Annotated in this window: 23 protein-coding genes; 5 read left to right on the forward strand and 18 right to left on the reverse strand. The window is 67.9% G+C overall.

What is annotated here, in order from left to right; all coding sequences use genetic code 11:
- Positions 1–264: 264 nt before the first annotated feature.
- The 14 genes from AC2CHE_RS00890 to AC2CHE_RS00955 form a co-directional block, all read right to left on the reverse strand.
- Positions 265–1,536, reverse strand: coding sequence for a tyrosine-type recombinase/integrase (locus tag AC2CHE_RS00890; RefSeq protein WP_484502938.1), 1,272 nt, complete (start codon positions 1,534–1,536; stop codon positions 265–267).
- Positions 1,536–1,808 (reverse strand): helix-turn-helix domain-containing protein, encoded by a 273-nt coding sequence (locus tag AC2CHE_RS00895; protein ID WP_484502939.1) that lies wholly within the window; start codon positions 1,806–1,808, stop codon positions 1,536–1,538. Before AC2CHE_RS00895 ends, AC2CHE_RS00890 begins: the two co-directional genes overlap by 1 nt.
- Before the next feature lie 27 nt (positions 1,809–1,835).
- Positions 1,836–3,659 carry a replication initiator gene (locus tag AC2CHE_RS00900; RefSeq protein ID WP_484502940.1) on the reverse strand — a complete coding sequence of 608 codons (1,824 nt, stop codon included), beginning with the start codon at positions 3,657–3,659 and terminating at the stop codon, positions 1,836–1,838.
- Complete coding sequence (locus AC2CHE_RS00905) at positions 3,659–3,928, reverse strand: hypothetical protein (protein WP_210940122.1); 270 nt, start codon at positions 3,926–3,928, stop codon at positions 3,659–3,661. The genes AC2CHE_RS00900 and AC2CHE_RS00905 overlap by 1 nt, the downstream gene beginning before the upstream one ends.
- Positions 3,925–4,659, reverse strand: a complete 735-nt coding sequence (locus AC2CHE_RS00910) for a hypothetical protein (RefSeq protein ID WP_484502941.1) — start codon at positions 4,657–4,659, stop codon at positions 3,925–3,927. Before AC2CHE_RS00910 ends, AC2CHE_RS00905 begins: the two co-directional genes overlap by 4 nt.
- 70 nt (positions 4,660–4,729) lie before the next feature.
- Complete coding sequence (locus AC2CHE_RS00915; protein WP_484502942.1) at positions 4,730–5,107, reverse strand: RRQRL motif-containing zinc-binding protein; 378 nt, start codon at positions 5,105–5,107, stop codon at positions 4,730–4,732.
- Positions 5,104–5,406: a hypothetical protein gene (locus AC2CHE_RS00920; protein WP_484502943.1), complete on the reverse strand. Its 303-nt coding sequence runs from the start codon at positions 5,404–5,406 to the stop codon at positions 5,104–5,106. The genes AC2CHE_RS00915 and AC2CHE_RS00920 overlap by 4 nt, the downstream gene beginning before the upstream one ends.
- Positions 5,403–5,846 carry a DUF6197 family protein gene (locus AC2CHE_RS00925; protein ID WP_484502944.1) on the reverse strand — a complete coding sequence of 148 codons (444 nt, stop codon included), beginning with the start codon at positions 5,844–5,846 and terminating at the stop codon, positions 5,403–5,405. Before AC2CHE_RS00925 ends, AC2CHE_RS00920 begins: the two co-directional genes overlap by 4 nt.
- A gap of 86 nt (positions 5,847–5,932) precedes the next feature.
- Positions 5,933–6,142, reverse strand: a complete 210-nt coding sequence (locus tag AC2CHE_RS00930) for a hypothetical protein (RefSeq protein ID WP_282237285.1) — start codon at positions 6,140–6,142, stop codon at positions 5,933–5,935.
- Positions 6,139–7,008: an FtsK/SpoIIIE domain-containing protein gene (locus AC2CHE_RS00935; RefSeq protein WP_484502945.1), complete on the reverse strand. Its 870-nt coding sequence runs from the start codon at positions 7,006–7,008 to the stop codon at positions 6,139–6,141. Before AC2CHE_RS00935 ends, AC2CHE_RS00930 begins: the two co-directional genes overlap by 4 nt.
- A 68-nt stretch (positions 7,009–7,076) precedes the next feature.
- On the reverse strand, positions 7,077–7,415 hold the full coding sequence (locus tag AC2CHE_RS00940; RefSeq protein ID WP_484502946.1) for a hypothetical protein: 339 nt from the start codon (positions 7,413–7,415) through the stop codon (positions 7,077–7,079).
- Positions 7,416–7,479: 64 nt separating this feature from the next.
- A complete protein-coding gene (locus AC2CHE_RS00945; RefSeq protein ID WP_484502947.1) occupies positions 7,480–8,373 on the reverse strand; it encodes a hypothetical protein in 894 nt (297 codons plus the stop codon).
- Positions 8,374–8,531: 158 nt separating this feature from the next.
- The gene (locus tag AC2CHE_RS00950; protein WP_484502948.1) at positions 8,532–8,708 is read right to left on the reverse strand and encodes a hypothetical protein; all 177 of its coding nucleotides are present in this window, start codon (positions 8,706–8,708) and stop codon (positions 8,532–8,534) included.
- Positions 8,709–8,922: 214 nt separating this feature from the next.
- Positions 8,923–9,240: a hypothetical protein gene (locus tag AC2CHE_RS00955; RefSeq protein ID WP_210940112.1), complete on the reverse strand. Its 318-nt coding sequence runs from the start codon at positions 9,238–9,240 to the stop codon at positions 8,923–8,925.
- A gap of 237 nt (positions 9,241–9,477) precedes the next feature.
- On the opposite strand from AC2CHE_RS00955, the gene AC2CHE_RS00960 reads away from it, so the two are divergent.
- Both AC2CHE_RS00960 and AC2CHE_RS00965 read left to right on the forward strand, forming a co-directional pair.
- Positions 9,478–10,179: an XRE family transcriptional regulator gene (locus tag AC2CHE_RS00960; protein WP_484502949.1), complete on the forward strand. Its 702-nt coding sequence runs from the start codon at positions 9,478–9,480 to the stop codon at positions 10,177–10,179.
- A 4-nt stretch (positions 10,180–10,183) separates the two neighbouring features.
- Complete coding sequence (locus AC2CHE_RS00965) at positions 10,184–10,654, forward strand: NUDIX hydrolase (protein WP_484502950.1); 471 nt, start codon at positions 10,184–10,186, stop codon at positions 10,652–10,654.
- Here the strand turns inward: AC2CHE_RS00965 and AC2CHE_RS00970 are convergent.
- Positions 10,642–11,211: an HD domain-containing protein gene (locus AC2CHE_RS00970; RefSeq protein ID WP_484502951.1), complete on the reverse strand. Its 570-nt coding sequence runs from the start codon at positions 11,209–11,211 to the stop codon at positions 10,642–10,644. The two genes, AC2CHE_RS00965 and AC2CHE_RS00970, sit on opposite strands and share 13 nt — an antisense overlap.
- Positions 11,212–11,820: 609 nt before the next feature.
- Complete coding sequence (locus tag AC2CHE_RS00975; protein ID WP_484502952.1) at positions 11,821–14,364, reverse strand: N-6 DNA methylase; 2,544 nt, start codon at positions 14,362–14,364, stop codon at positions 11,821–11,823.
- Positions 14,365–14,750: 386 nt separating this feature from the next.
- Between AC2CHE_RS00975 and AC2CHE_RS00980 the strand changes: the two genes are divergently transcribed.
- Positions 14,751–15,248, forward strand: a complete 498-nt coding sequence (locus AC2CHE_RS00980; RefSeq protein ID WP_484502953.1) for a hypothetical protein — start codon at positions 14,751–14,753, stop codon at positions 15,246–15,248.
- A gap of 257 nt (positions 15,249–15,505) precedes the next feature.
- Here AC2CHE_RS00980 and AC2CHE_RS00985 read toward each other — a convergent pair whose 3' ends face one another.
- On the reverse strand, positions 15,506–15,682 hold the full coding sequence (locus AC2CHE_RS00985; protein WP_484502954.1) for a hypothetical protein: 177 nt from the start codon (positions 15,680–15,682) through the stop codon (positions 15,506–15,508).
- Positions 15,679–16,554: a VHL beta domain-containing protein gene (locus tag AC2CHE_RS00990; RefSeq protein ID WP_484502955.1), complete on the reverse strand. Its 876-nt coding sequence runs from the start codon at positions 16,552–16,554 to the stop codon at positions 15,679–15,681. Before AC2CHE_RS00990 ends, AC2CHE_RS00985 begins: the two co-directional genes overlap by 4 nt.
- Positions 16,555–16,820: 266 nt before the next feature.
- Here AC2CHE_RS00990 and ssd point away from each other — a divergent pair, with 266 nt between their 5' ends.
- A complete protein-coding gene (ssd, locus tag AC2CHE_RS00995; RefSeq protein WP_484502956.1) occupies positions 16,821–17,924 on the forward strand; it encodes a septum site-determining protein Ssd in 1,104 nt (367 codons plus the stop codon).
- Positions 17,921–19,120, forward strand: a complete 1,200-nt coding sequence (locus AC2CHE_RS01000) for a TadA family conjugal transfer-associated ATPase (RefSeq protein WP_484502957.1) — start codon at positions 17,921–17,923, stop codon at positions 19,118–19,120. The genes ssd and AC2CHE_RS01000 overlap by 4 nt, the downstream gene beginning before the upstream one ends.
- The last annotated feature ends 426 nt before the right edge of the window (positions 19,121–19,546 follow it).

Consider the following 19,546-nt stretch of genomic DNA (forward strand, 5'->3'; position numbering starts at 1 on the left):
GCGAAGAGTGACCGCGGTCACACGCTGCGAACAGGATTTCGCGGGGAGTGGAGGTTACACCACTCGACGTACACAGGTCCGCTCAGGCAGACTTGTGCAGAGCACAACCATTCATATCTCGTACACCGGCAGACCCTCGGCGGTTGCACCCCCCGTGACCGCTGAGCGGGTTCGGCTCGACCCCCCCGGAGCCGAACCTTCAGACGACCCCCGTCTCCCCCCGACGGGGGTCGTCCCTTTGCGCCGTGAGTGCTCCGGTGCTGCTCACAGGTCGTCCCCGATGTCGCCAGTAGCCTCATCCTGCGGCGTCTCCGGGGCCAGAGGCAGCAGAGAGGCAGCAGAGCCGTCGAAGGCCGCCAGGACGCGGGCGGCGTAGTCGTCCGGGGTGTGGGTGTACCGGTTGAGCGTGGTGGACGCCTGCTCGTGGCCCATCACCCGCTGCACCAGGTTGATCGGTACGCCGTCGGTGACCAGCCAGGTGGCGTAGGCGTGCCGCAGGTCATGGAACCGCATCCCGCCGACGGCCTTGGCCGCGATACAGGCGACCGCTTCCCGTTCGGTGGTGACCTCCGCCGACCACTCGATGCCTTCCCGGTCGGGCCATTGCGCCCGGTACCGGTGCGGGCCGGCGTCGACGACCTGGCCGAGGAGCCCGGCGCGGACCAGCGAGGGCAGCCAGACCCGACGGCGGAAGTTCGACCGGCGCAGCGGACGGCCGACCCGGTCGCGGAAGACCAGCGTGCGCGGGTCCGAGTTGTCGGCGGCGGCATGCAGCTGGCGCAGCGCGTCGACGAGGAAGCCGGGCAGCGGCACGGTCCGTACTCCGGCGCGACTCTTCGGGTACGGGCGCAGCATAATCCCGCCGTGGGTCTCCTCGGCGACCTGGACGACGCGCAGCGATGCCCGGTCGAGGTCGACTGACGACCAGGTGAGCCCGGCGCACTCGCCCCAGCGGAGCCCGGCCCCGGCGGCGGCACAGACGATGGCCCGGTGACGGGGCGGCACGGCCGGCAGCAGCTTGCCGAAGAAGTCTTCCCGGCTGATCGTGACCGGCTTGACGTCCCGGGACCGGTCCCGAGGCAGCTTCACCCCCTCGGCGGGGTTGACCGCGATCAGCCTTGCCTGCACGGCGGTGCGGAGGATCATCGAGAGCAGTTGGTAGCACTTGCCCACCGTTGCCGGGGCGAGGTCACGACCGAGCCCGGTCACCCACTCCTGCACCGACATGAAGTCGACCTTCCCGAGTGGCCAGTCACCCCACTTGGGCAGAACATGCGCCCGCAGCAGCGACACGGTCCGTTCCGTGGTGCGTGCCTCGACTGAGCGGGTGGCGAGCCACTGCTGAGCGAAGTCACCGAAGCGGGTCCGGCCGGCGTGCGGGTTGACGTAGGTGCCCCGGTTGAGGCTGCCTTCGACCTCCACCAGGTAGGCGTTGGCCTCCCGCTTCGTGCGGAAACTCTTCGACTTCTGCTGGCCGGCAGGATCGCGCCAGCACGCACGGAAGGTGCCGGCCGAGGTCTTGCGTACGAAGCCCATCAGCGCCCCCGACGGTGCTCGGTGCCGGTGGCGGCGGGTTGCTCGGCGACGCCGTCAAGCCAGGCGTGGAAGCGGGTGCGGGGAATCAACCAGCGGCCACCCAGGCGGGTCGCCGGGATGGTGCCGTCGCGGACGAGGGCGTAGGTGCTGCCGAGCGAGATGCCCAGCAGCTTGGCGACCTCGCGCACGGTGTAGGTGACCGGCTCGACGACGGTCGCCCCCGTACGAGGGACGAGCCGGACGACCGGAGCCGGGCGGGCGGTGGTGCTCATTACGGTGACCTCCTCAGGTCTCTCGGATCAGGCGGCAGCCGGCGCGGTGCCGGCCGGGGTAGTGCCGAGTTCATGGGCGAGTTCATGGGCGAGTTCATGGGCGAGTTCATGGGCGAGTTCTTCGCGGCCGGTGGTGTGTCGCTCACGGGCCATGGCGGCGGCGGTGGCGGCGAGGAGGGCGTCACCCGAGGTGTGCCAGCCGACGCCGGCGAAGGTGAGGGTGCCGACGATCAGAGTCGTGTCGTCGTCGTGGTGCTCGACGGCGCGGAACGCGCCGGGGTGCTCGTCGGCCTGGTCGTGATGCTCGTGCCGCCGGAAGCTCACGCGGGTGTCGCGCAGAAGTTGGAAGGTGACCGAGTAGCGGCGGCCTTTGGTGAGGAAGTGACCGCCGTAGCCGAGCATGTGCGCCCAGCGGCGTAGCCGGGCGTACGGGTTGCCGGTGGCGGGTTTCGTGGGTTCGGTGTCAAGGGCGGCTTGACGGTGGGCGACGCAGACGGGGCAGGCGGCGTAGCGGGTGTGGGTGCCGCAGTCGGGGCACTCCCAGCGCGGGACGAAGCCGGGCCGGGGTCGAGGCTCCCGGGGCCGCTCGGACAGTGGCACGGGGGTGCCTGTGGGTCGGCCGATGCGCCAGCAGGCGTCGATGAGGCGGGCGGTGTGGTCGCCGTCGGGGTCGGCGTAGTCCCCGATCGTGTCGGCGGTCAGGCGGGTGGAGGTGTGCCCGGTGGCCTCAGTGCTTTTGGTGGCGTACTTGGCAAGGTAGCCGGCGACCATGCCATCGGTGACCTCACCAGCTCCGTCGGCGGTGATCGGCCGTAGGTCGACCTGCTCACCCCAGGTGATCGGCCATCCGTCGGGCCGGTCGGGGTGGGTCGGAGTGTGGAAGCCGATCTGTTCGGCGGCATGGCGCAGCGCGTCGACCAGGTCGCCGACGCCGAAGCAGGGCGGGGGTGGGACGACGGCGGTGGGGTCGTCGGGGTGGACGCCATCGAGGCGGGCGATGGCGTGGAAGTGCACCGCTCCCCGCGCCTGCAACTCCGCCACCTTGCCCGGCGAGAGCCGCACCGGAGGAACCTTGCGGATGTTGCCAGAGGCGGTGACCACCTCGACGCGGGAAATGCCACGACGGCGGGCGAGCTTCGCGAGGTAGCGTTCCGCGGCTTGCTTGGTGCGGTGCCACAGCTCCCCGGAGAACAGGTTCCACACGACCTGGTGGTCGTGGTCGTAGCAGTCCAGGCACAACGGCCGACCGAGCACCGCGTCACCGGACTCATGACGAGCCCAGCAGACGGCGGGACGGCCGTGCTCGCACAGGCCGACATCCCGACGGGCGTGGCACGGTTCGGCCCGGCAGTCACAGCGACGCCGGTTGCCGCAGGTGTGCTTGCGGATCACGCGGGTGTGGACGGTGCCGAACGATGGTGCGGTGAAGGTGGCGAACACCGCCGGATGCGAGGCGACCGTCTCCGGCACACCCTTGCCGCCGACCAGGCCCGCCCGCAGGAGCTGGAACGCGTCGCGTTGGTAGGTGTGCGCGCACGACGGGCACACGGTGGCGCGGCGGTTGCCGCAGGCGGTGTAGATCGCGGCGTCGGGCATGGCGTCGGTGTGCCGCTGCTCCAGCACCCGGCCAGTGGATTGCTCGACGGTGAGGAGTTGGCCGGCGAGGCGGATCGGGCGGGTGCAGCCGGCGGCGGCGCGGACATGTTCCAGCCAGCCGAAGTAGTCCGGACGGGTGGCACGCAGGAGAGCGGAGCCGGCGGCGGTGTAGTCGTACACGGGTGTGGTGTCGGCGTTCGAGCCCACACCCCGGGCCGTGATGGTCCGGGGTGTGAGGTCCAGCGTCGACGCCATCAAGCCGCAACCCCGATGGTGTGGGGGCGGGTGGTGATGGTGCGTTCGCGCACGATGACGCGGCAGGCGCCGCATTGGCGCTTGGCCGGCTCATGCCGGTGACAGGCAATTTGGGTGGTCACGTTGCCGCAGCGGATGGTGACCGGAGTCCGGCAGGGACCGCCGGGGATGACGTCGATGACGGTGCGGCGGGTGTCGAACGGGTGCGGTTCCGGGTCGGCGGGGCAGGTGTGGGTGACGTGCTCGACGTCGACGAGAACGATGGTCATCGCCCACCGCCGTTGAGAGTGGCCAGCAGGTGGCCGGCGACGGCCGGGGTGATGTCGAGTCGGTCGGCCATCTCGTCGACCGTGATGGGCCGTCCGGTGGCCTGTTCGTGCTGCACGGCCGAGAACCGGGCCATCGGCAACAAGTGCGCGGGAACGTCGACCGGTTCGACGGTCGGCGCGGTGACAGGTTCCGGAGCCGAGACCGGCTCGACCGTAGGGACCGGGGTCCGTTCGGGTGCGGTGATGGCGGCAGGCGCTTCGCTGGTCTGTTCGGCGGCTTGGACGTGGATGGGTTCGGCAGGCTCAACCGGCGTAGACGACGGGGGGTTGGTGCCCTTGGTGGGGGCGAGGACGAGTTTGACCAGGGCCATGAAGGCCAGGGCGGGGACGGCGGACAGGAGCCAGCCGGAGACGCCGGGCTTGGCGACCGCCAACTGTGCGGCCAGGGACAGGCTGGCAGCGGCAACGAGCAGGAACAGGGGGTAGCCGATGGGAGCGCCGACACGGCGGCGTCGGCGGATGGTCATTAGGCACGCGATGGGGACGAGTTCGGAGATGACGGCGTTGGCCCAGCCGAACCACTCGCCCGTGCCGGTCGGGGAGTTGGCAAGCGTCCAGTCTTTGACGTGGGTGAACGAGGCGGCTCCCGCGAAGCCGGCGACGGTGAGCAGGATGAGGACCAGGACGACACCTTCGAAGCGGGTGCCGGTGGTGATGGGTTGAGGGTTCATCGGACACCGCCCATGTAGGCCATGGCGGCACCGATGAGGAGGATGACGGCGAAGGTGATCAGGACGCCCATCAGGAGTCTCCTTCGTGGCAGTCGAGGCAGCAGCCGTAGCGGCGCGGGATGTAGTAGGGCTTGACCTGGCCGCAGTTCCGGCAGGTCCGGCGGGCACGCAGCGCCTTCGCGATAGCGGCCCGTTGGGCGGTGGTGGCGGTGCGTTTGGGTGCGGCGAGGTCGAGGCGGTAGAGGTAGGCGACCCGCTTGCCGCGTCGCCAGAGGATCTGGGCGACCGGGTCGTGACCGCCGGGTCGGAGGCCGGCGGCGCGGAGTTGGCGGCGGGTGGCCAGGCCGGTGGGGGCCATCAGGTAGGGGAAGGTGGGGAACCCGTGGCGGGTGCCGAGCGGGTCGTAGAAGCGGACCCGCAGCCCGATGTGGTCAGCGAAGTCGGTCACGGCCGATCACCGCCCCAGCGTTGTTGGGCGGCCTGTCGGGAGATGCCGAGGCGGGAGCCGATCTCGGCCCAGGAGTAGCCGAACTGGCGCAGGCCGATGACGGCGTCAGTGATGGCCTGGTCGATGACCGCCGACAGGGCGGTCAGGTCACGGAGTGCTTCGACGTCTCCGGTGGCGACGCGGCGACCGTGAGCGCGGATGATGCGCCGAGCGAAGCCGGCGAACTCGGTGTTCTCGACGACGTCGCGCCGCTTCTGCGCGGGGACGCGGGGTGTCAAGGACTTCTTGACGGTGTTCACCGGTTCTCACCTCCGGTGGTGTGGAGGTGGTCCCATTCGTCGGCGGCGGTTTCAAGGGCGGTGATGACCTGCTCGGCGGTCCGGGTCGGGTCGTCGTTCCACGAGTAGGGGGAGGTGTGCTCGTCGATGACGAAGCCGTCCTCGTCGACGAGGAACAGCGGATACGCGGTGTCGAGGTAGTCGACGAACGCGGCGAGTGCGGCGAGGTAGTCGCCCAGGGCGTCCGGGTCGAGTTGGGAGAAGTGCTCCACTCGGTGGCCGGCGGTGGCGATGCCGATGGCCCCGGCGGCACAGGCCGGCGGGGTGGGGTTCCAGGTGGTGGTAGCGGCGTAGTAGCGGCCCTGGTGCCAGCCGTGCCGGCGTAGGTAGAGGGCAGCCATCCTCAGCAGGTCAGCGGGTGTGACCTGAACTGCGGTGGGTGGGTTTTGGGTAGCCTTCATGGCAGCCACGTCCTTTCAGAAGGGCTTGGTGGAGGTCGGCGGAACCGGATCGGCTTTTGCAGGGCGTGAGCCGGTTCCGTCGACTGCTATCGGTTGCGGAGCCGCAGGTAGCGGCGGTGTCGGGTGTCGTCGCCGCCCATCAGGTGTGGGGCGGAGACGTAGACGAGCCGGCCCGTGGCGCTGGCGGCCTGGATCATCACGGCCAGGTCTTCCGGATTGCCGACGACCCAGATTTCGGTGTACTGGTTCGCGCGCTGGTTGCTGGCCTTCGTGTAGGCGCGTTCGCGGGTGGTCATGCCGCCATCCCCCAATCAGTGGGAGAGCCGGCCGGGGTGACGGGGGTGCCGGGTCGGCGGATCCAGGCGGCGTAGTCGGCGATGCCGGCGATCTGCGCGTCGGTGAGGTAGGCGACCTTGATACGGCGGGGGATGCCGCCTTCGGCGATGAGGTAGGCGGCTCCCTGGTTGGTGGGGGCGATGTCGGTTGCCGTGTAGCCCTGCTCGGCCCATCCGTGGCCGAGGACGATGTTGGAGCTGTTGGGGGTGGTGCAGCGGAACGCGGCGCGGTAGCCGAACAGGTCCCGCAGCGAGGTGGGGATGATGTCGAACGACGGCCGCTGCGTCGCGGCGACCACCGGGATGCCGGCGGCGCGGCCCCGGGCGACGAGGTCGCGGAGCAGGGCGACGAACTCTTCCTGTTCCTGTTTGGTGCCGACGGTGGCGGAGTAGAAGGCGATTTCGTCGACCAGGACCGTGATGACGGAGAGGCGGTCGGCGGCGGTGAGCTTGCGCCGGTTGTGGGCGCGCAGCCACGCGTAGCGGTTGTTCATCACCAGCTGGAGGCGTCGTAGGACGTCGAGGGCGGCGGGCATGTCAGGCCCGATGAACGCGTCGGCGGAGTCTTCCCACTGCCCCAGCTCGACCAACTTCCCGTCGAGGAGGACCAGACGGCTGTCGACGGACAGGGCGGCGTGGGCGGCGATGGCGTTGAGCAGGCCGGACTTACCTCCGCCGGGTTCGCCACCGGCGAGGAGGTTGCGGTAGGCGAGGGTGATGTAGACGGGCTGGCCGAACTCGTCGATGCCGATGAAGATCGGGTCGAACATCGACAGGCCAGGCCCCACCGGAATCCCGGCGTTCGCAGTAGTAGTGGTGCTGTGCATGGGAGTGTCTCCGTTTCGGCGGTTGGCGGCTGGTGGGGCCAGCGCGTCAGCTGGCCCCACGAGGTGGGTTAGTTGGCGAGGTTGTCGCCGGATGGGATCTGCTCCCGAGCCGCAGCGACGTTGGCCAGCAGATTCCGGGCGTGTGCCTCGACGATTGACAGGAAGTGCTGCCGTTCCTCGGCAGTCAGCACCAGGTAGGCACCGGGCATGTTCTGGTCCTGGGTGCCTTCGTGGTTGAGCCACCGAATGAAGTGCTCCAACCGGCGGTAATCAACAAGGAGGTTTGCCAGCAACGCCCGGTAAAGGGGGGCGTCCACTTCGTCCCAGTCGCCGTTGGCGACTGCTTGATGCGCGATAGCAACGCCATCGGAAGATGGAGGAGGAAAGTTGGCGATGACTTCGGACATGAGGGTCCGTCCTTCCATAAGAGAAATTGCGCAGACAGCGCGCGGCAGTGGGCCGTAAGGCGCGTCAGATCCAGTCGGAGACGTCGTCGTCGGCGTCCGCCGACGTGGCCGCAGGCTTGGTGCCGTTGGCCGTCGTGGTCGCGGCCGGCTTGGCCGGCTTCCGATCACCTTGTTTGGGCAGGGTGATGGTGGGTGCCTGCACGTCGGGCAGGTCCAGAGCGGTCGGCACCACCGGGGGTGCCTGCTCGACGGTGGGGGTGTCCGGGTCGATCACGTCGACCAGCGGCGACCCGACGTTGGCGGTCAGCACCTCACGGCGCTTGATGTCGAACCGCACGTAGGCGGAATTGCCGTCCGATGCCCGTTCGATGAGCACGGTGGAGGCGTGGCAGGTCACGGCGATCTTGTCCAGCCGGCCTTCCAGGTCCTTGACCGACAGGCCAGGGCGCAGGTAGACCCAGACACGTTCACCGACCGGGGTCGGGGCGGCCCACAGGATCAGCGGCAGACTGCCGGACTGGTTGGCGATGATGAACTGCGCGAAGCACACCCGCAGCCGATGCCGCACCACGAGGCACCATCCCCACGCCACCAGCCGGCGGCGGACCGGAGTCACACCGGCCGGGACGCCGACGACCAGGGCGACGACGAGAAGCGTCACCAGGGTCGGAGTGTTCGCGGCGAGTTGAACCCAGCCGGTCAGGAGCAGACCGGCGAGGCCGATTTCCGGGGTCCACCACCACAGCAGCCGGATCACCGGCCAGATACGGACCAGCACCCACACGATCCCACCCAACGGCACGCCGACAGCAACAGCGACGAACAAGGCCAGGATCGGGTGCATGTAGGAGGAGGCGACCACGGCCGCCAACAGGCCGGCGATGACCGCCGTCAGGACGAACGCCATCCGGGCGTTCCGAGCCCAGGAGCGGTGAACACGGGCCTCGATGACCGTCACCGTTCCGGTTGACTTCCCGCCGAACGGACGGCGAGGGCTAGACTTAGACACGACGAGTCCTCCCAGTGGTTGGGCTGGATGAGTTGAGGCGACGGGGTCGGGTGATGTAGGAGTCAGACCGACCCCGCGCCGCTTACTTCCGATGACCAGTTGGCTGGTCAGTGCGGGCGGTTGACGACCCACGCGGCCGGCAGATGCCCGCCGTGGGACAACCACTTGTCGAGCGCTTCCACAAGCTCGATCAGGTTGAGGGTGTCGAGACCACCGAACCCTTCCGGGCTGTCTTGGTGGGCGAGCAGTTCCCGGATTTCCGTCAGAGTGGTATCGGGATCCATAGGGGACCTCCAAACAGGTGGAGGGCAGAGGGGCCGGCAGGCATAGAAGCCAGTACCGACCCCACGCCACAATTTCGAGAACGGCAACCACGGATTGCCGGGGCCAGGAATGTAGGAGTCAGTAACATTCCCGGACCGAGGTGGATCAGGTCAGCGGACCGTAGGCCGCTTCAGGAGACACCGCAGGCTTCACACAGCACGCTGTGCGAAGGACTTACTTGGCCGCCGAACCAGCCTTCGGCTTCAGCGAGATCGCACGGAACGCGACGCCGTTACGCCCGTTGGTCGCCCACGGGATGGCCTCCAACTGCTCGACCTCGATGAGCTGCCCCACCATCACGCCCGGCTTCTCACCCGCCGTGGTGATGGTGATGACCTCACCGCCGTTCTCGTCGAGAACGAAGACCTGGGTGGACCACATGAGCCGGCCCGTTCCCTTCTCCGACCGCTGATTGCCGTTCTGGTCGTTCTTCGGCTCCGGGTCCTTCGACACCGTCACCTGCTTCGCCTTGGTGTCCACGTACAGCTTCACTTACAGACCTCCTGTGTCTCGGGCCAGTCGTTGAGCTTGTCCCCGGTGGACTCTTGCTCGTGGCCTCTCTGAGAAAGAGAATCCTCGATTCCAGGAGACGACCCATCCGATGGGCTGGACGACTAAAGGACGTCTTGGATAGCATGAACTTGTCCCTAGTTGTCCCTTGAGGAGGGTTCGATGGCGAACGAGCGACTGCGCGATGCCATCCTGCGAAACGGCCTCACCCCGGTCGCGGTGGCCGAGCGGATCGGCGTCGACCCGAAGACGGTGGAGCGGTGGATCACGCAGGACCGCACGCCGTACCCTCGGCACCAGCACGCCATTGCGGCGATGGTGCGACAGGACGTGCCCTACCTGTGGCCGAAGGCAGTGACGCCGGAGAAGGCGTCGAGAATCGGCCAGAGCGAGATGGTTCAGCTCTACTCCCGGCGTTCATCGGTGCCGTACGACCTGTGGCATCAACTGATCGAACGGGCCGAGCAGCGGATCGACGTCCTGGCCTACGCCGGCCTATTCCTCGTCGAGCAGGACCCGCGACTCATCGACACATTGCGCCAGAAGGCGATCGACGGAGTCGCCGTTACGGTTCTGCTCGGTGACCCAACCAGCGCTGCCATCGAGCGGAAGAGCGTCGAAGAGGGTGCGCCCGGTGTTATGGCGGCGAAGATCCGCCAGGTCCAGCAGTACTACAACCGGCTCGATGGCGTTCCGGGAGTCAAGGTGCGCTATCACGACACGACGCTGTACAACTCGATCTACCGGTTCGACGACGAAATGCTGGTGAACATGCACGTACTCGGGTTCCCGGCACCACACGCCCCCGTGATGCACCTGCGCAAGCTCAACGGCGGCGATCTGTTCCGCACCTACTCCGACAGCTTCGACAGGGTTCTTGCCTCCTCGAAGTCACAGCCGGGCGGCGAGGTGGCAACCTAGATCCATGGCGAGGACCGAGCACTACCACGACCCGAACGCACCGAAGGCCAACAGCATCGTCGTGGCCGTCTCCGTCTTCGTCCGAGACGCACAAGGTCGGGTGCTGCTTATCCAGCGCACCGACAACGGCCTGTGGTCTCTGCCCGGCGGTGGCCAGGAGATCGGCGAGTCAGTTGCAGAGGCAGCCGTCCGGGAGACCCACGAGGAAACCGGCATCACCGTCGAGGTGACCGGCGTCGTCGGCGTCTACTCCGACCCCGGACACGTCATCGCATACTCCGACGGCGAGGTGCGGCAGCAGTTCTCCCTCTGCTTTCGCGCCGCACCCGTCAGCGGCACCCCGACCCCGAGCGACGAGTCACGCGAAGTCCGGTGGGTTGCCCGCGACGAGGTGGCCGCGTACGACATCCACCCGTCAACCCTGCTCCGCATCACCCACGGCTACGAGAACGAGGCGCAGCCCTATATCGGCTGACGCTGAGCGTTGCCGGCGAACCGGCGCTGAGTCCGCTGCACAGCGGCGGCCATCTCCGGCTCTGCCCGACCGATGAACCGGGTCACCAGGTGCTCCGGCCCGTACCGCGACCGGATCTCCGCCAGCCGTTCCAGAACTTCGAAGTCCTGCCCGTCCGGCCCGGTCGTCATGTCCGAGAAGCAGAGAGCATCGGTTACCGCGGTTTCCTCCCGAGGGAACTCGGCGGCCAGGACCTCGCCGAGCCCACGTTCCTCTGCTTCCAGCCAGGCACAGGAGTGGTGAGCCACCAGAGCGGCAATCCGCTCGTCGTACCTCTCACGCCGTAGCCAACGGCCACCGTCGAGGGAGTGGAAGCCGGTGTCGACCAGGTCCGGGCTGTAACCCACGTCGTGCAGCCACGCCGACGCCACCAGCACGTCACGATCCTCGACCGGTACCGCCGCGCTGATCCGGTCCGCCTTGGCAGCGACGGCCTGGACGTGACTCCAACGGCGGGGCAACGGCGTCTCCAACAGCTGCCGCGCGACTTCCCGAGCGGCATCGACGAGGGCGGCCATGCCGCCCAGGGTACGGAGCGCACTCGGTCCGCACCATCCCGTGTCCGGTGGCCGACGACACCAGACCGGCCGGCAGCCAGCGAAGTGGTTCAAAGTTTCTGTACGTCTTCAAGGCGGCCCTGAACGGGCCGCACGCGCCGCCGCCTGGGCGCGCGACCGTCGCTCCGCTGGCGCTACGACTCCGGCCACGCAACACGCCCGGCGGCTGGCGCGGAAGCGGGAAACCCAAGGGGCCGCCGCAGAACGACAGGGCGGTTGACCGGGTGGTAGTGGGCCGGCAGCCGGCCGGGCCGCGCGGCCACCAGCCCGCGCGGCGCAGGGGAGCGCACGCCGGCCACGTCGGCGAGCTGGCAGCGGTCGCGGGGTTGCGGTTACTGCGCCTCCGGCGGGGGCGCTCGGGCTCCGAGATGGTTGCAACCCCGTCGGCGCGTTGCGGTCCGTGGGTGGTTGCGCGAGCCATCCCGTCACCGTCGACCCGGGCAAGCCGAGCAGACCACCGCCCGACCCGCCAGCGTCCGAACCTATGTCAAGGTCCGCTTGACGTGGCGGGCCGGGCGGAGGCCCGCTCCCACATGGGGCGGGTCGACGGCGACGGGATGGGCTGCGGCGTTATGCGGGCGTGGGTAGCGGCGTACTGTCGGACGGTTCATCGGCGGGGGCTGCCGCTTGGGCGTACGGGTCTAACGCGAAGCCACGGAAGTCGTTCCAGGTGGTACGCAACCTTTCCTCGGCCTCATTAATCGACGTACGAACTGACCGCTCGGCTTCACGAAGCTTCTCCGAGCGAGCTTGCTGCTCCTGGGTCCCGCTCAGCAGAGGCACAACAATCCGACCCACATGCTCAGGCGTTAGCTCGATGAGCCCGGTAGAGCCCGTGTAAAGCCTGTCCGACTGCACCCTTCCGAAGCCGCACCGCAGGAAATCAGCCAGGTAGAAGGGGTCCACGACCTTGGGATCCACTCGGATGATCGTCATGTGGCTATCCGCGATTGCGGGGATATCGTCGTCGTAAACGCCGGCTTTGCCGAGAGTGCCGTCACCCGTTGAGGCGAGTAGCACGTCGCCACGCCTTACCTTGCAAGAGTCTGGCATCTCGTCGAAGGTCGACTTTTCTATCCAGTCACCCGAGTCTACGATCTCACCATAATGAGTGGTCGATGACCCGGCCTTAAGTACGCGTGCATATCCATCCTCGCGATCGACATAAATAGTCGCCGCCGGGCTCTTCCCCCTGACTGTCTCGATCAAGTTCAGGTCGCCAATTGTGAGGCCGTCCGCGCTCACGATGTCAGAGATTTGGCTCCTGACTCGGCTGTCCCAATACTTGAAGTCAAGGCGACGAGTTCGGTCGCACCACACCTCAGATGCCGACGCGGTAAACGACCGCCAATACTGGGTCGTTACCGTCGTTTCGGCCCTCGTCGTCTCGACCAGCGAGGCGAACTGGCTTCGAAGGTCCGCAAACTTGAATCCCCTGATAGCTTCCCCTGATGGGTGGTAACCCAGCGAGGTGAGTGAGCAGAAGACGACGGGGTAGTCTTCCTCAGGATCATCCAAGTCGGGATCGAGTCGTTCGAGGAGCAAAACGCTCGACTTTACCGTGATCTTATTCGGCTTGAAGGTGCTTGCGGGCAGGCTGATAACGGCGAGGACCCTGCAGTTCTCGAGAATCCAGCGCCGCACCTCAGCAGCGCTATCCGTGTTCAGTGCCCCGTCGTCGATGACTGTGCACACCAGTCCTCGCGGCTTGGTAGCTAACACCATCCTCTGCAGGAAGAGAAGCTGGCCCTTAGTGGTTCGGACCGGATACTTGGCCAGGTCGTCGGGAGAAAGGTCCGACTCCGAGGTTCCGAAAGGGGGATTGCTGATGATTAGATCGTAGGCGCCCTCGTCCATGCTCCACTGTGAAGCGTTAAGGGCGAGACTGTTCTCGGCCGTGATGTTCGTGTGGCCGTCCCCGCTGACGATCATATTCATCTTGGCGGAAGACGCGACGCCTGGATTCGCGTCCATCCCGAAGAACACATCCTGCATGATGCGTTGTCGGATCTCGCTGCGCATCGCCGCAGTGATTCTCCTCTTCTTCGCCCTGCGCTCCACTTCCTCAAGAGCGTCTTTCATGAGGAAGACGAGGAAGCCGCCGGTGCCGCAGGCCGGATCAAGTACTCGGATGTCTGACCGGCTGGATGCACCGTTGACAATCATGTCGCGTCCAACAAGCTCAAGCATGAGGTCGACTAGTTGCCGAGGGGTGAAGTACTGACCGAGCTTCTTCCCCTTGAGAGTTGCGCGAACAAAATATTCGAAGGCCGCACCCTTGGTGTCGAGACCGCTGTCCGTGAATGAAACCTTTGATAGCTCGGACACTAGGTATGCATATGTCCTGGCCTGCTTAAGCTTCAAACCTTCAGTAATAACGTCGCCGTACATTCCACGGCAGTAATCGATCATCTTGTCGACTAGGGTTTTGACTTCGTCGGCCCTGTCGCTAGGCCGCGCTGCGAGTTCATGAAAACGCCATGAATATGGCAACGCAACGTCCGAAGGGCTTTCGTCGGCCTTCTCTTCTAGCAGTCGCAAGAACAGCAACTTAGAGAAGTCTGCGAAAGCTGAATCCTCATCCTTCTCAAGATTTCGGATCTTGCTGTGGCACCTGTAGAAGAGAGCGTTCAGCTGCTTCAGGGGAAGACCAGGTCGAAAGGGGAGGCTCTCGTCATCCTGGCTGAGATCCGAAATATTCGGATTTGCTCTCAGGCGTCGAAGGACTCCAGGGAGCTGTGATCGATGAGGAATCATCGACCGTCCGGATCGTGCGCCATTCAGCGTTAGCTCAACACCAGTTGCTGCGTTTAGCAGCTCTAGGTCTTGGCCATTAGTGAGTGCGACGAAGGGCGCACCCACGCGCTTGCCGTAGTCGAGCGCCTGTTTCCGGTCGGCAGCAGTAAGGCGGTGAGATTGCCTCTTTGCTTCGATTAGGAAGCTAACTTTCTTGCCATCGAGAGCAACGGCGATATCTACGAACCGCTGACGATGTCCATCTGTGGCGGGTAGTTCGAATGTTAGATCAGTGGCGACGTCGTAGCCGCGTCGGACCAGGTAGGGGAGAATTCTCTTGATAACCGTCTCGGTCTCTGAAATGCCCCGCGTAGTCAAGAAAATCTGCCCCTCTAGCGCTATTCGTCGGTCCGATAAACGGGCCATAACCCTGCGGCCGGCTTGCGCTCGACTGCCGCCGAACCGGCCTGTTGCAGTTCGGCCGTGGCTCGGATGGGCCTGCGTGGTCATCGCTGCGCCGCCTCGTCGATCCTATCGGCGGCCAGGAGGGGCGTGTCGACAGCCATGCCGTACCCGTTCAGGGTCAGACCGCGACCTACGGTTCGCCAGTCAGGAAGCCCTCTGAGGCAGCACAGCGTGACCGCAGGGGCGCTCTCGGTGCCTATGGCGGTCGCTGTCGTGGCCGTGCCAGCACTGGCCCGAGCCTGGCGTCGCCCGCCTAGTACTGGCGCTGAGCCTGTCACGTATCCAGCTACGCTCATTCCATGTCTTCGCGCGCCTACCTGGTCGTCCTGGGGCATCGCGACTCCATCGTGTGGGTGCTGCGGGAGCAGCGGATGGCGGTGCCCCGGACGATGCGCGGCGAAGCCGCCAAAGTGGCGGAAGGTGACACGCTCTTTCTCTACGCGACACGGCGGTCTTGGAACAATGTTGTTCGCGACAGGGGCCGAATCTTTGGTGTCGCTAGGGCCATGAGCGGGATGCGGCCGCTCGAAGCGCCTGTTGAGCTGGGGGGCCGACTGTTCCATGCCGGCTTCGATCTCTCTATTCGTGGAATCGTCCCATTCCCGGGTGGTGTGGAGATTGGATTGATGGCGGACAGGCTTGAGACGTTCCGGCAGCCAAAGAGTTGGAGCGCATACCTTCGGCGGCCGCTCTTGCGCGTCGCCGAAGCTGACGTTGGCTTGTTGACCGAAGCGCTCCAGCCTCTGCTCGTCCCTGACTCGATCGCAGCTGACACGTACAAGCTTCGGGAAGAGTGAGACGTCAGACAGCGAGGCAGCAAGAAGGCAGCGCGAGCGTCGGTACGGGTGGAACCGGAAGACCATGCAACGATGTCTGGCACCTGCTCGTCGATGCCGGCCGCGACCGGATAGCAGCGGCCAGTAGCTTGAAACCGCATCCCCCCGACGGGGGTCGTCCCTTTGCGCCGTGCCTGCTCCGGTACGTGAAGCCGCCGCAGAGGGTGTCGACGTCCATCGCGGCTGTGCCGCCAGAGGATGCCGCCTGCCATGTCGGGTCACTGCCCCGAACCGGGTCGTCCCCTTGCCTCGGTGGTAGCGAACAGCTCCAGCAGGTCGCGACCCGTGCTGCTCGCACCGAAATGCTGGTCCAGGCGCACGGGGTCGAGCAGCACGAACCCGTGGGCCTCGGAGAAGCAGCCGGTCAGTTGGACGGCAGGAAAGAACCGGGTCATCCGATCACGGCGCGGGCGGGTGTGCGCTTCGGTTCGAAGCAGACCAGCGCGCGACCCCGCCGGTCGGTCACCACCCAGGGGTGACCGACGTACGTGTGCTGCCGGTACGACTCGCGCGGGTGCAGCACGGCGTACTGCCTCCGCTGCCCATGGTGGTCCAACCAGTACACGATCACTGATCGCGAACGCAGGTTGACGAACTCGATGCTGGTCTCGCTGCCGCCACTGACCGAGCGCAGCCCACGCTCCCGCCATGCCGGTAGCGGGGTCAGGTGCTCCGGTTGGGGTGGCCGGGTGGTCGCTGGCGGTTTCGCCGGCCGAGTTGGCGAGGGTGTCGGGCGGGTGCTCGGCGTGGCGGGCACGGTCGATGACTCGGCCCGGGTGGGCGACGGGATCGGCGTCGCCCTGCGGCTGAGTTGCGGGCGGGAGGACGCGACTCCGCCGACGGACGACGCGGCCGACGGCGACGGCACGTCGGCGGACGCGACTTCGTCCAGGTTGAATCCGGGGCTGCCTGGAGGAGGAGGTACCCAGTCCGACGGCACATCGGGGGCCGCGACCGTCGGTGGCTCGGTTTCCGGCCACAGCACGGTGAGCATGAGGCCGAGCGTGGCGACCGCGAGGCCGGCCAGCACCAGCCGGTGCGACATTCGCCCGGGAGAGCGGTGGGCGGGTTCGACGGAGACGGCGGCTGCCCGGATGGGCGGGGGTGGGTCGGCCGCGGCACCCGGCGGCTCCGGCGCTGGCGGAAGTGCTCGCGGTGCCGGGCGTGCCGCCAGTTGCCGGGCGCGGGAACGTGGGTCGAACAGCCAGGGGCCGACCCGCAGCCTCGGCTCGACACGGGCATGTTCGTGATCTGGCGACTGCGTCATGACCTCGATCCGACGAGGGATGCCGTTCTCTGCCGACGGCACGGAACGTCGATTATGCGTGTTGCGCGTCACGTTGCGCCACGGCTGACGAGGGTCGAGATAGATGCGATGGGCGTCCCCCTCCCCATAACAGATCAACGCTCCTTGTGGGCGCTGTCCACACAACGGTTCGTTGTCCACAGGCCAGCCGACAGGGGCGGCGTGCGAAGTGACAGCGGCGGCAGGGTTCGACCCAGTGAACCCGCGCCGATCGCTTGGAGGCCGCGATGCCATCCCGTACCTCCGTTCCACCGGACCGGCGGCTGCCGCTGGTCGTCACCTCGGACGGTGACCTGCTCGATGATCTGCTCAGGCTCGCCGCCGCAGGTGGAGTCGAGGTGGAGGTGGCCGCCGATCCGGCGGCTGCCCGCACCCGCTGGCGGCCATCCCCGCTGGTCCTTGTCGGCAGCGACCAGGCGCAACCCTGCCTGCGGGCGCGGCTTTCCCGGCGTCCCGGGCTGGTCCTGGTGGGACGGTCCGGTGACGTCGAGTCCGGTTGGCAGGTGGCCGACCTGCTCGGTGCCGAACACGTCGCCGTGTTGCCGGCGGCCGAGCCGTGGCTGGTGGACCGGTTCGCCGAATGCGGGGTCGAGGGCGCGGCCACAGCCTCGGCCCGGATGGTCGCGTTGATCGGTGGCCGGGGCGGAGCCGGTGCGAGCATTCTCGCCGGTGGCCTCGCCGTCACCGCTGCCCGGGCACGGCTGCGTACTCTCCTGCTCGACGCCGATCCGCTCGGCGGTGGCCTGGATCTGGTTCTCGGCTGGGAACAGCTGGAAGGGCTGCGCTGGCCGGCGCTGACCGGGGCCGATGGGCGGGTCGACGCGCCCGCCCTGGTGCGAGCGTTGCCCAGTCGGGGCGATCTGGTGGTGCTCTCCTGGGACCGTGGCGATCTGATCGCCGTGCCGGCCGAGGCGGTGGCCGCCACCCTGGACGCCGCCCGGCGGGGGCGGGACTTCGTGGTGGCCGACCTGCCCCGACACCTCGACGACGCCGCGGTGACCGCACTTCAGGCGGCCGACCGGGTGTTCGTGGTGGTGCCCGCCGAACTGCGGGCGACCGCCGCGGCGGCCCGGGTGGTCGCGGCCGTCGGGCCGCACTGTTCCGACCTGTCCGTCATCGTCCGGGGTCCCGCTCCCGGCCGGCTGCGCGCCACCGAGGTCGCCAAAGCGCTCGGTCTGCCACTGGCCGGTTCGCTACGGCCTGAGCCCGGGTTGTGCCGGGGGTTGGAACGGGGCGAGGCCCCGGCGGCCGGTGGGCGAGGCCCGCTGGCCGAGCTCTGCCAGCGGATCGTCAACGAACTCACCGGTCAGCCCGTGGCGGGTGCGGCATGACCGGGGAGAATCTTGCGGCCCGGGTACGGCAGCGGATCGCCGCCACCACCACGCCGGTCACCCCGGCCGCGATCGTTTCTGCGGTACGCGCCGAACCCGACGCCGCCGTACTCGGTGACAACGCCCTGCTGCGGATGGCCGACCGGGTACGCGACGACCTGGTGGGCGCGGGGCCGCTGGCCGCGCTGCTGGCCGATCCCGAGGTGACGGACGTCCTGGTCAACGGGGCACGGGTGTGGGTCGACCGGGGGCAGGGGCTGCACCAGGTGCCGGTGCCGGTGGGCACTCCGGACGACGTCCGCCGACTCGCGCAGCGGCTCGCGGCCGGGGCAGGTCGTCGGCTGGACGACGGTTCGCCGTGCGCCGACGCACGGCTGGCCGACGGTACGCGGCTGCACGCGGTGTTACCGCCGGTGGCGACCGACGGGCCCTATCTGTCGCTGCGTACCTTCCGGCAACGGCCGTTCACGCTGGACGAGCTGGTGGCACAGGGTGCGGTGGTTCGGCCGGTGGCGCCGGTGCTGGCCGCCGTGGTGGCGGCCCGGCTCGCCTATCTGGTGATCGGCGGCACCGGCTCCGGCAAGACAACTCTGCTGAACACGCTGCTCGGCCTGGTGCCGACCACCGAGCGGATCGTGCTGGTCGAGGACGCCGCCGAGTTGCGGCCGGTGCACCCGCACGTGGTGGGTCTGCAGACGCGTACGGCCAACGTGGAGGGATCGGGCGCGGTCGGCCTGAGCGAGCTGGTCCGGCAGGCGCTGCGGATGCGGCCGGATCGCCTGGTGGTCGGCGAGTGTCGGGGCGCGGAGGTGGTCGACCTGCTGGCCGCGCTGAACACCGGGCACGAGGGCGGGGCGGGGACGCTGCACGCCAACACCCCGTCGGACGTGCCGGCCCGGCTGGAGGCGCTCGGTCTGCTCGGTGGGCTGCCACGTCCGGCGCTACACGCCCAGGTGGCGGCGGCGCTTCAGGTGGTGCTCCAGATTCGCCGTACGCCGCAGGGCCGCGTGCTGGAGTCCATCTGTCTGCTGCTGCCGGAGGGGCCCGACCGGTTGGTCACCGCCGTTCCTGCGTGGATCCGCAGTCGAGGCCTCGGTTTGGCCGCCCGGGCGCTGGGCACGCTGATCCGCAACCGCGATGTGCCGGTGCCGCCGATCCTGTGTGAGCCGTGGCCCGCGTCGGCGGTCTCGTCGTGAGCGGCGCGTGGTGGTGGGCGGTGTCGGTCTTGCCGGTCCTGCTGGCACTCGCACACCGGATGCGTTGGCGACGGGTGCTGAGTTGGTCCGGAGATGACGGGAAAGCGGCCGACGACGCGCTGGTCGCGTGGGTCGTCGCCCTGCGGGAAGCGGGCGGTCGGCGTGACGGGGACGGCCCGCAGGGCCCACGTCGGAGCGGCCCGGAACGGACCGGTGTCGGGTGGCCGACGCCGGAGACACCGCCTTCCTCGATGGTGGCCCACCCGTGCAGGCCGGCTGCTTCCCCGATCGTCCGGCCCAGGTCAGGACCGCCGACAGCACCGACCGCGCCTCGTCCGCCGGGGCCGCGCGGAAGCCGGCGGCCGAATCGGCCCGGTGGCGTGCCCGGTGTGGTCGTACGGGGACCAGCACCCGCCGTTGTGGAGT

The sequence above is a fragment of the Micromonospora sp. ATLC16 genome, assembly GCF_057196645.1.

Coding starts and splice junctions, on each gene's coding strand:
- AC2CHE_RS00890 (WP_484502938.1), bottom strand. CDS start 1,536: ATGGGCTTCGTACGCAAGACCTCGGCCGGCACCTTCCGTGCGTGCTGG.
- AC2CHE_RS00895 (WP_484502939.1), bottom strand. CDS start 1,808: ATGAGCACCACCGCCCGCCCGGCTCCGGTCGTCCGGCTCGTCCCTCGT.
- AC2CHE_RS00900 (WP_484502940.1), bottom strand. CDS start 3,659: ATGGCGTCGACGCTGGACCTCACACCCCGGACCATCACGGCCCGGGGT.
- AC2CHE_RS00905 (WP_210940122.1), bottom strand. CDS start 3,928: ATGACCATCGTTCTCGTCGACGTCGAGCACGTCACCCACACCTGCCCC.
- AC2CHE_RS00910 (WP_484502941.1), bottom strand. CDS start 4,659: ATGAACCCTCAACCCATCACCACCGGCACCCGCTTCGAAGGTGTCGTC.
- AC2CHE_RS00925 (WP_484502944.1), bottom strand. CDS start 5,846: ATGAAGGCTACCCAAAACCCACCCACCGCAGTTCAGGTCACACCCGCT.
- AC2CHE_RS00930 (WP_282237285.1), bottom strand. CDS start 6,142: ATGACCACCCGCGAACGCGCCTACACGAAGGCCAGCAACCAGCGCGCG.
- AC2CHE_RS00935 (WP_484502945.1), bottom strand. CDS start 7,008: ATGCACAGCACCACTACTACTGCGAACGCCGGGATTCCGGTGGGGCCT.
- AC2CHE_RS00940 (WP_484502946.1), bottom strand. CDS start 7,415: ATGTCCGAAGTCATCGCCAACTTTCCTCCTCCATCTTCCGATGGCGTT.
- AC2CHE_RS00950 (WP_484502948.1), bottom strand. CDS start 8,708: ATGGATCCCGATACCACTCTGACGGAAATCCGGGAACTGCTCGCCCAC.
- AC2CHE_RS00965 (WP_484502950.1), top strand. CDS start 10,184: ATGGCGAGGACCGAGCACTACCACGACCCGAACGCACCGAAGGCCAAC.
- AC2CHE_RS00970 (WP_484502951.1), bottom strand. CDS start 11,211: ATGGCCGCCCTCGTCGATGCCGCTCGGGAAGTCGCGCGGCAGCTGTTG.
- AC2CHE_RS00980 (WP_484502953.1), top strand. CDS start 14,751: ATGTCTTCGCGCGCCTACCTGGTCGTCCTGGGGCATCGCGACTCCATC.
- AC2CHE_RS00985 (WP_484502954.1), bottom strand. CDS start 15,682: ATGACCCGGTTCTTTCCTGCCGTCCAACTGACCGGCTGCTTCTCCGAG.
- AC2CHE_RS00990 (WP_484502955.1), bottom strand. CDS start 16,554: ATGACGCAGTCGCCAGATCACGAACATGCCCGTGTCGAGCCGAGGCTG.
- ssd (WP_484502956.1), top strand. CDS start 16,821: ATGCCATCCCGTACCTCCGTTCCACCGGACCGGCGGCTGCCGCTGGTC.
- AC2CHE_RS01000 (WP_484502957.1), top strand. CDS start 17,921: ATGACCGGGGAGAATCTTGCGGCCCGGGTACGGCAGCGGATCGCCGCC.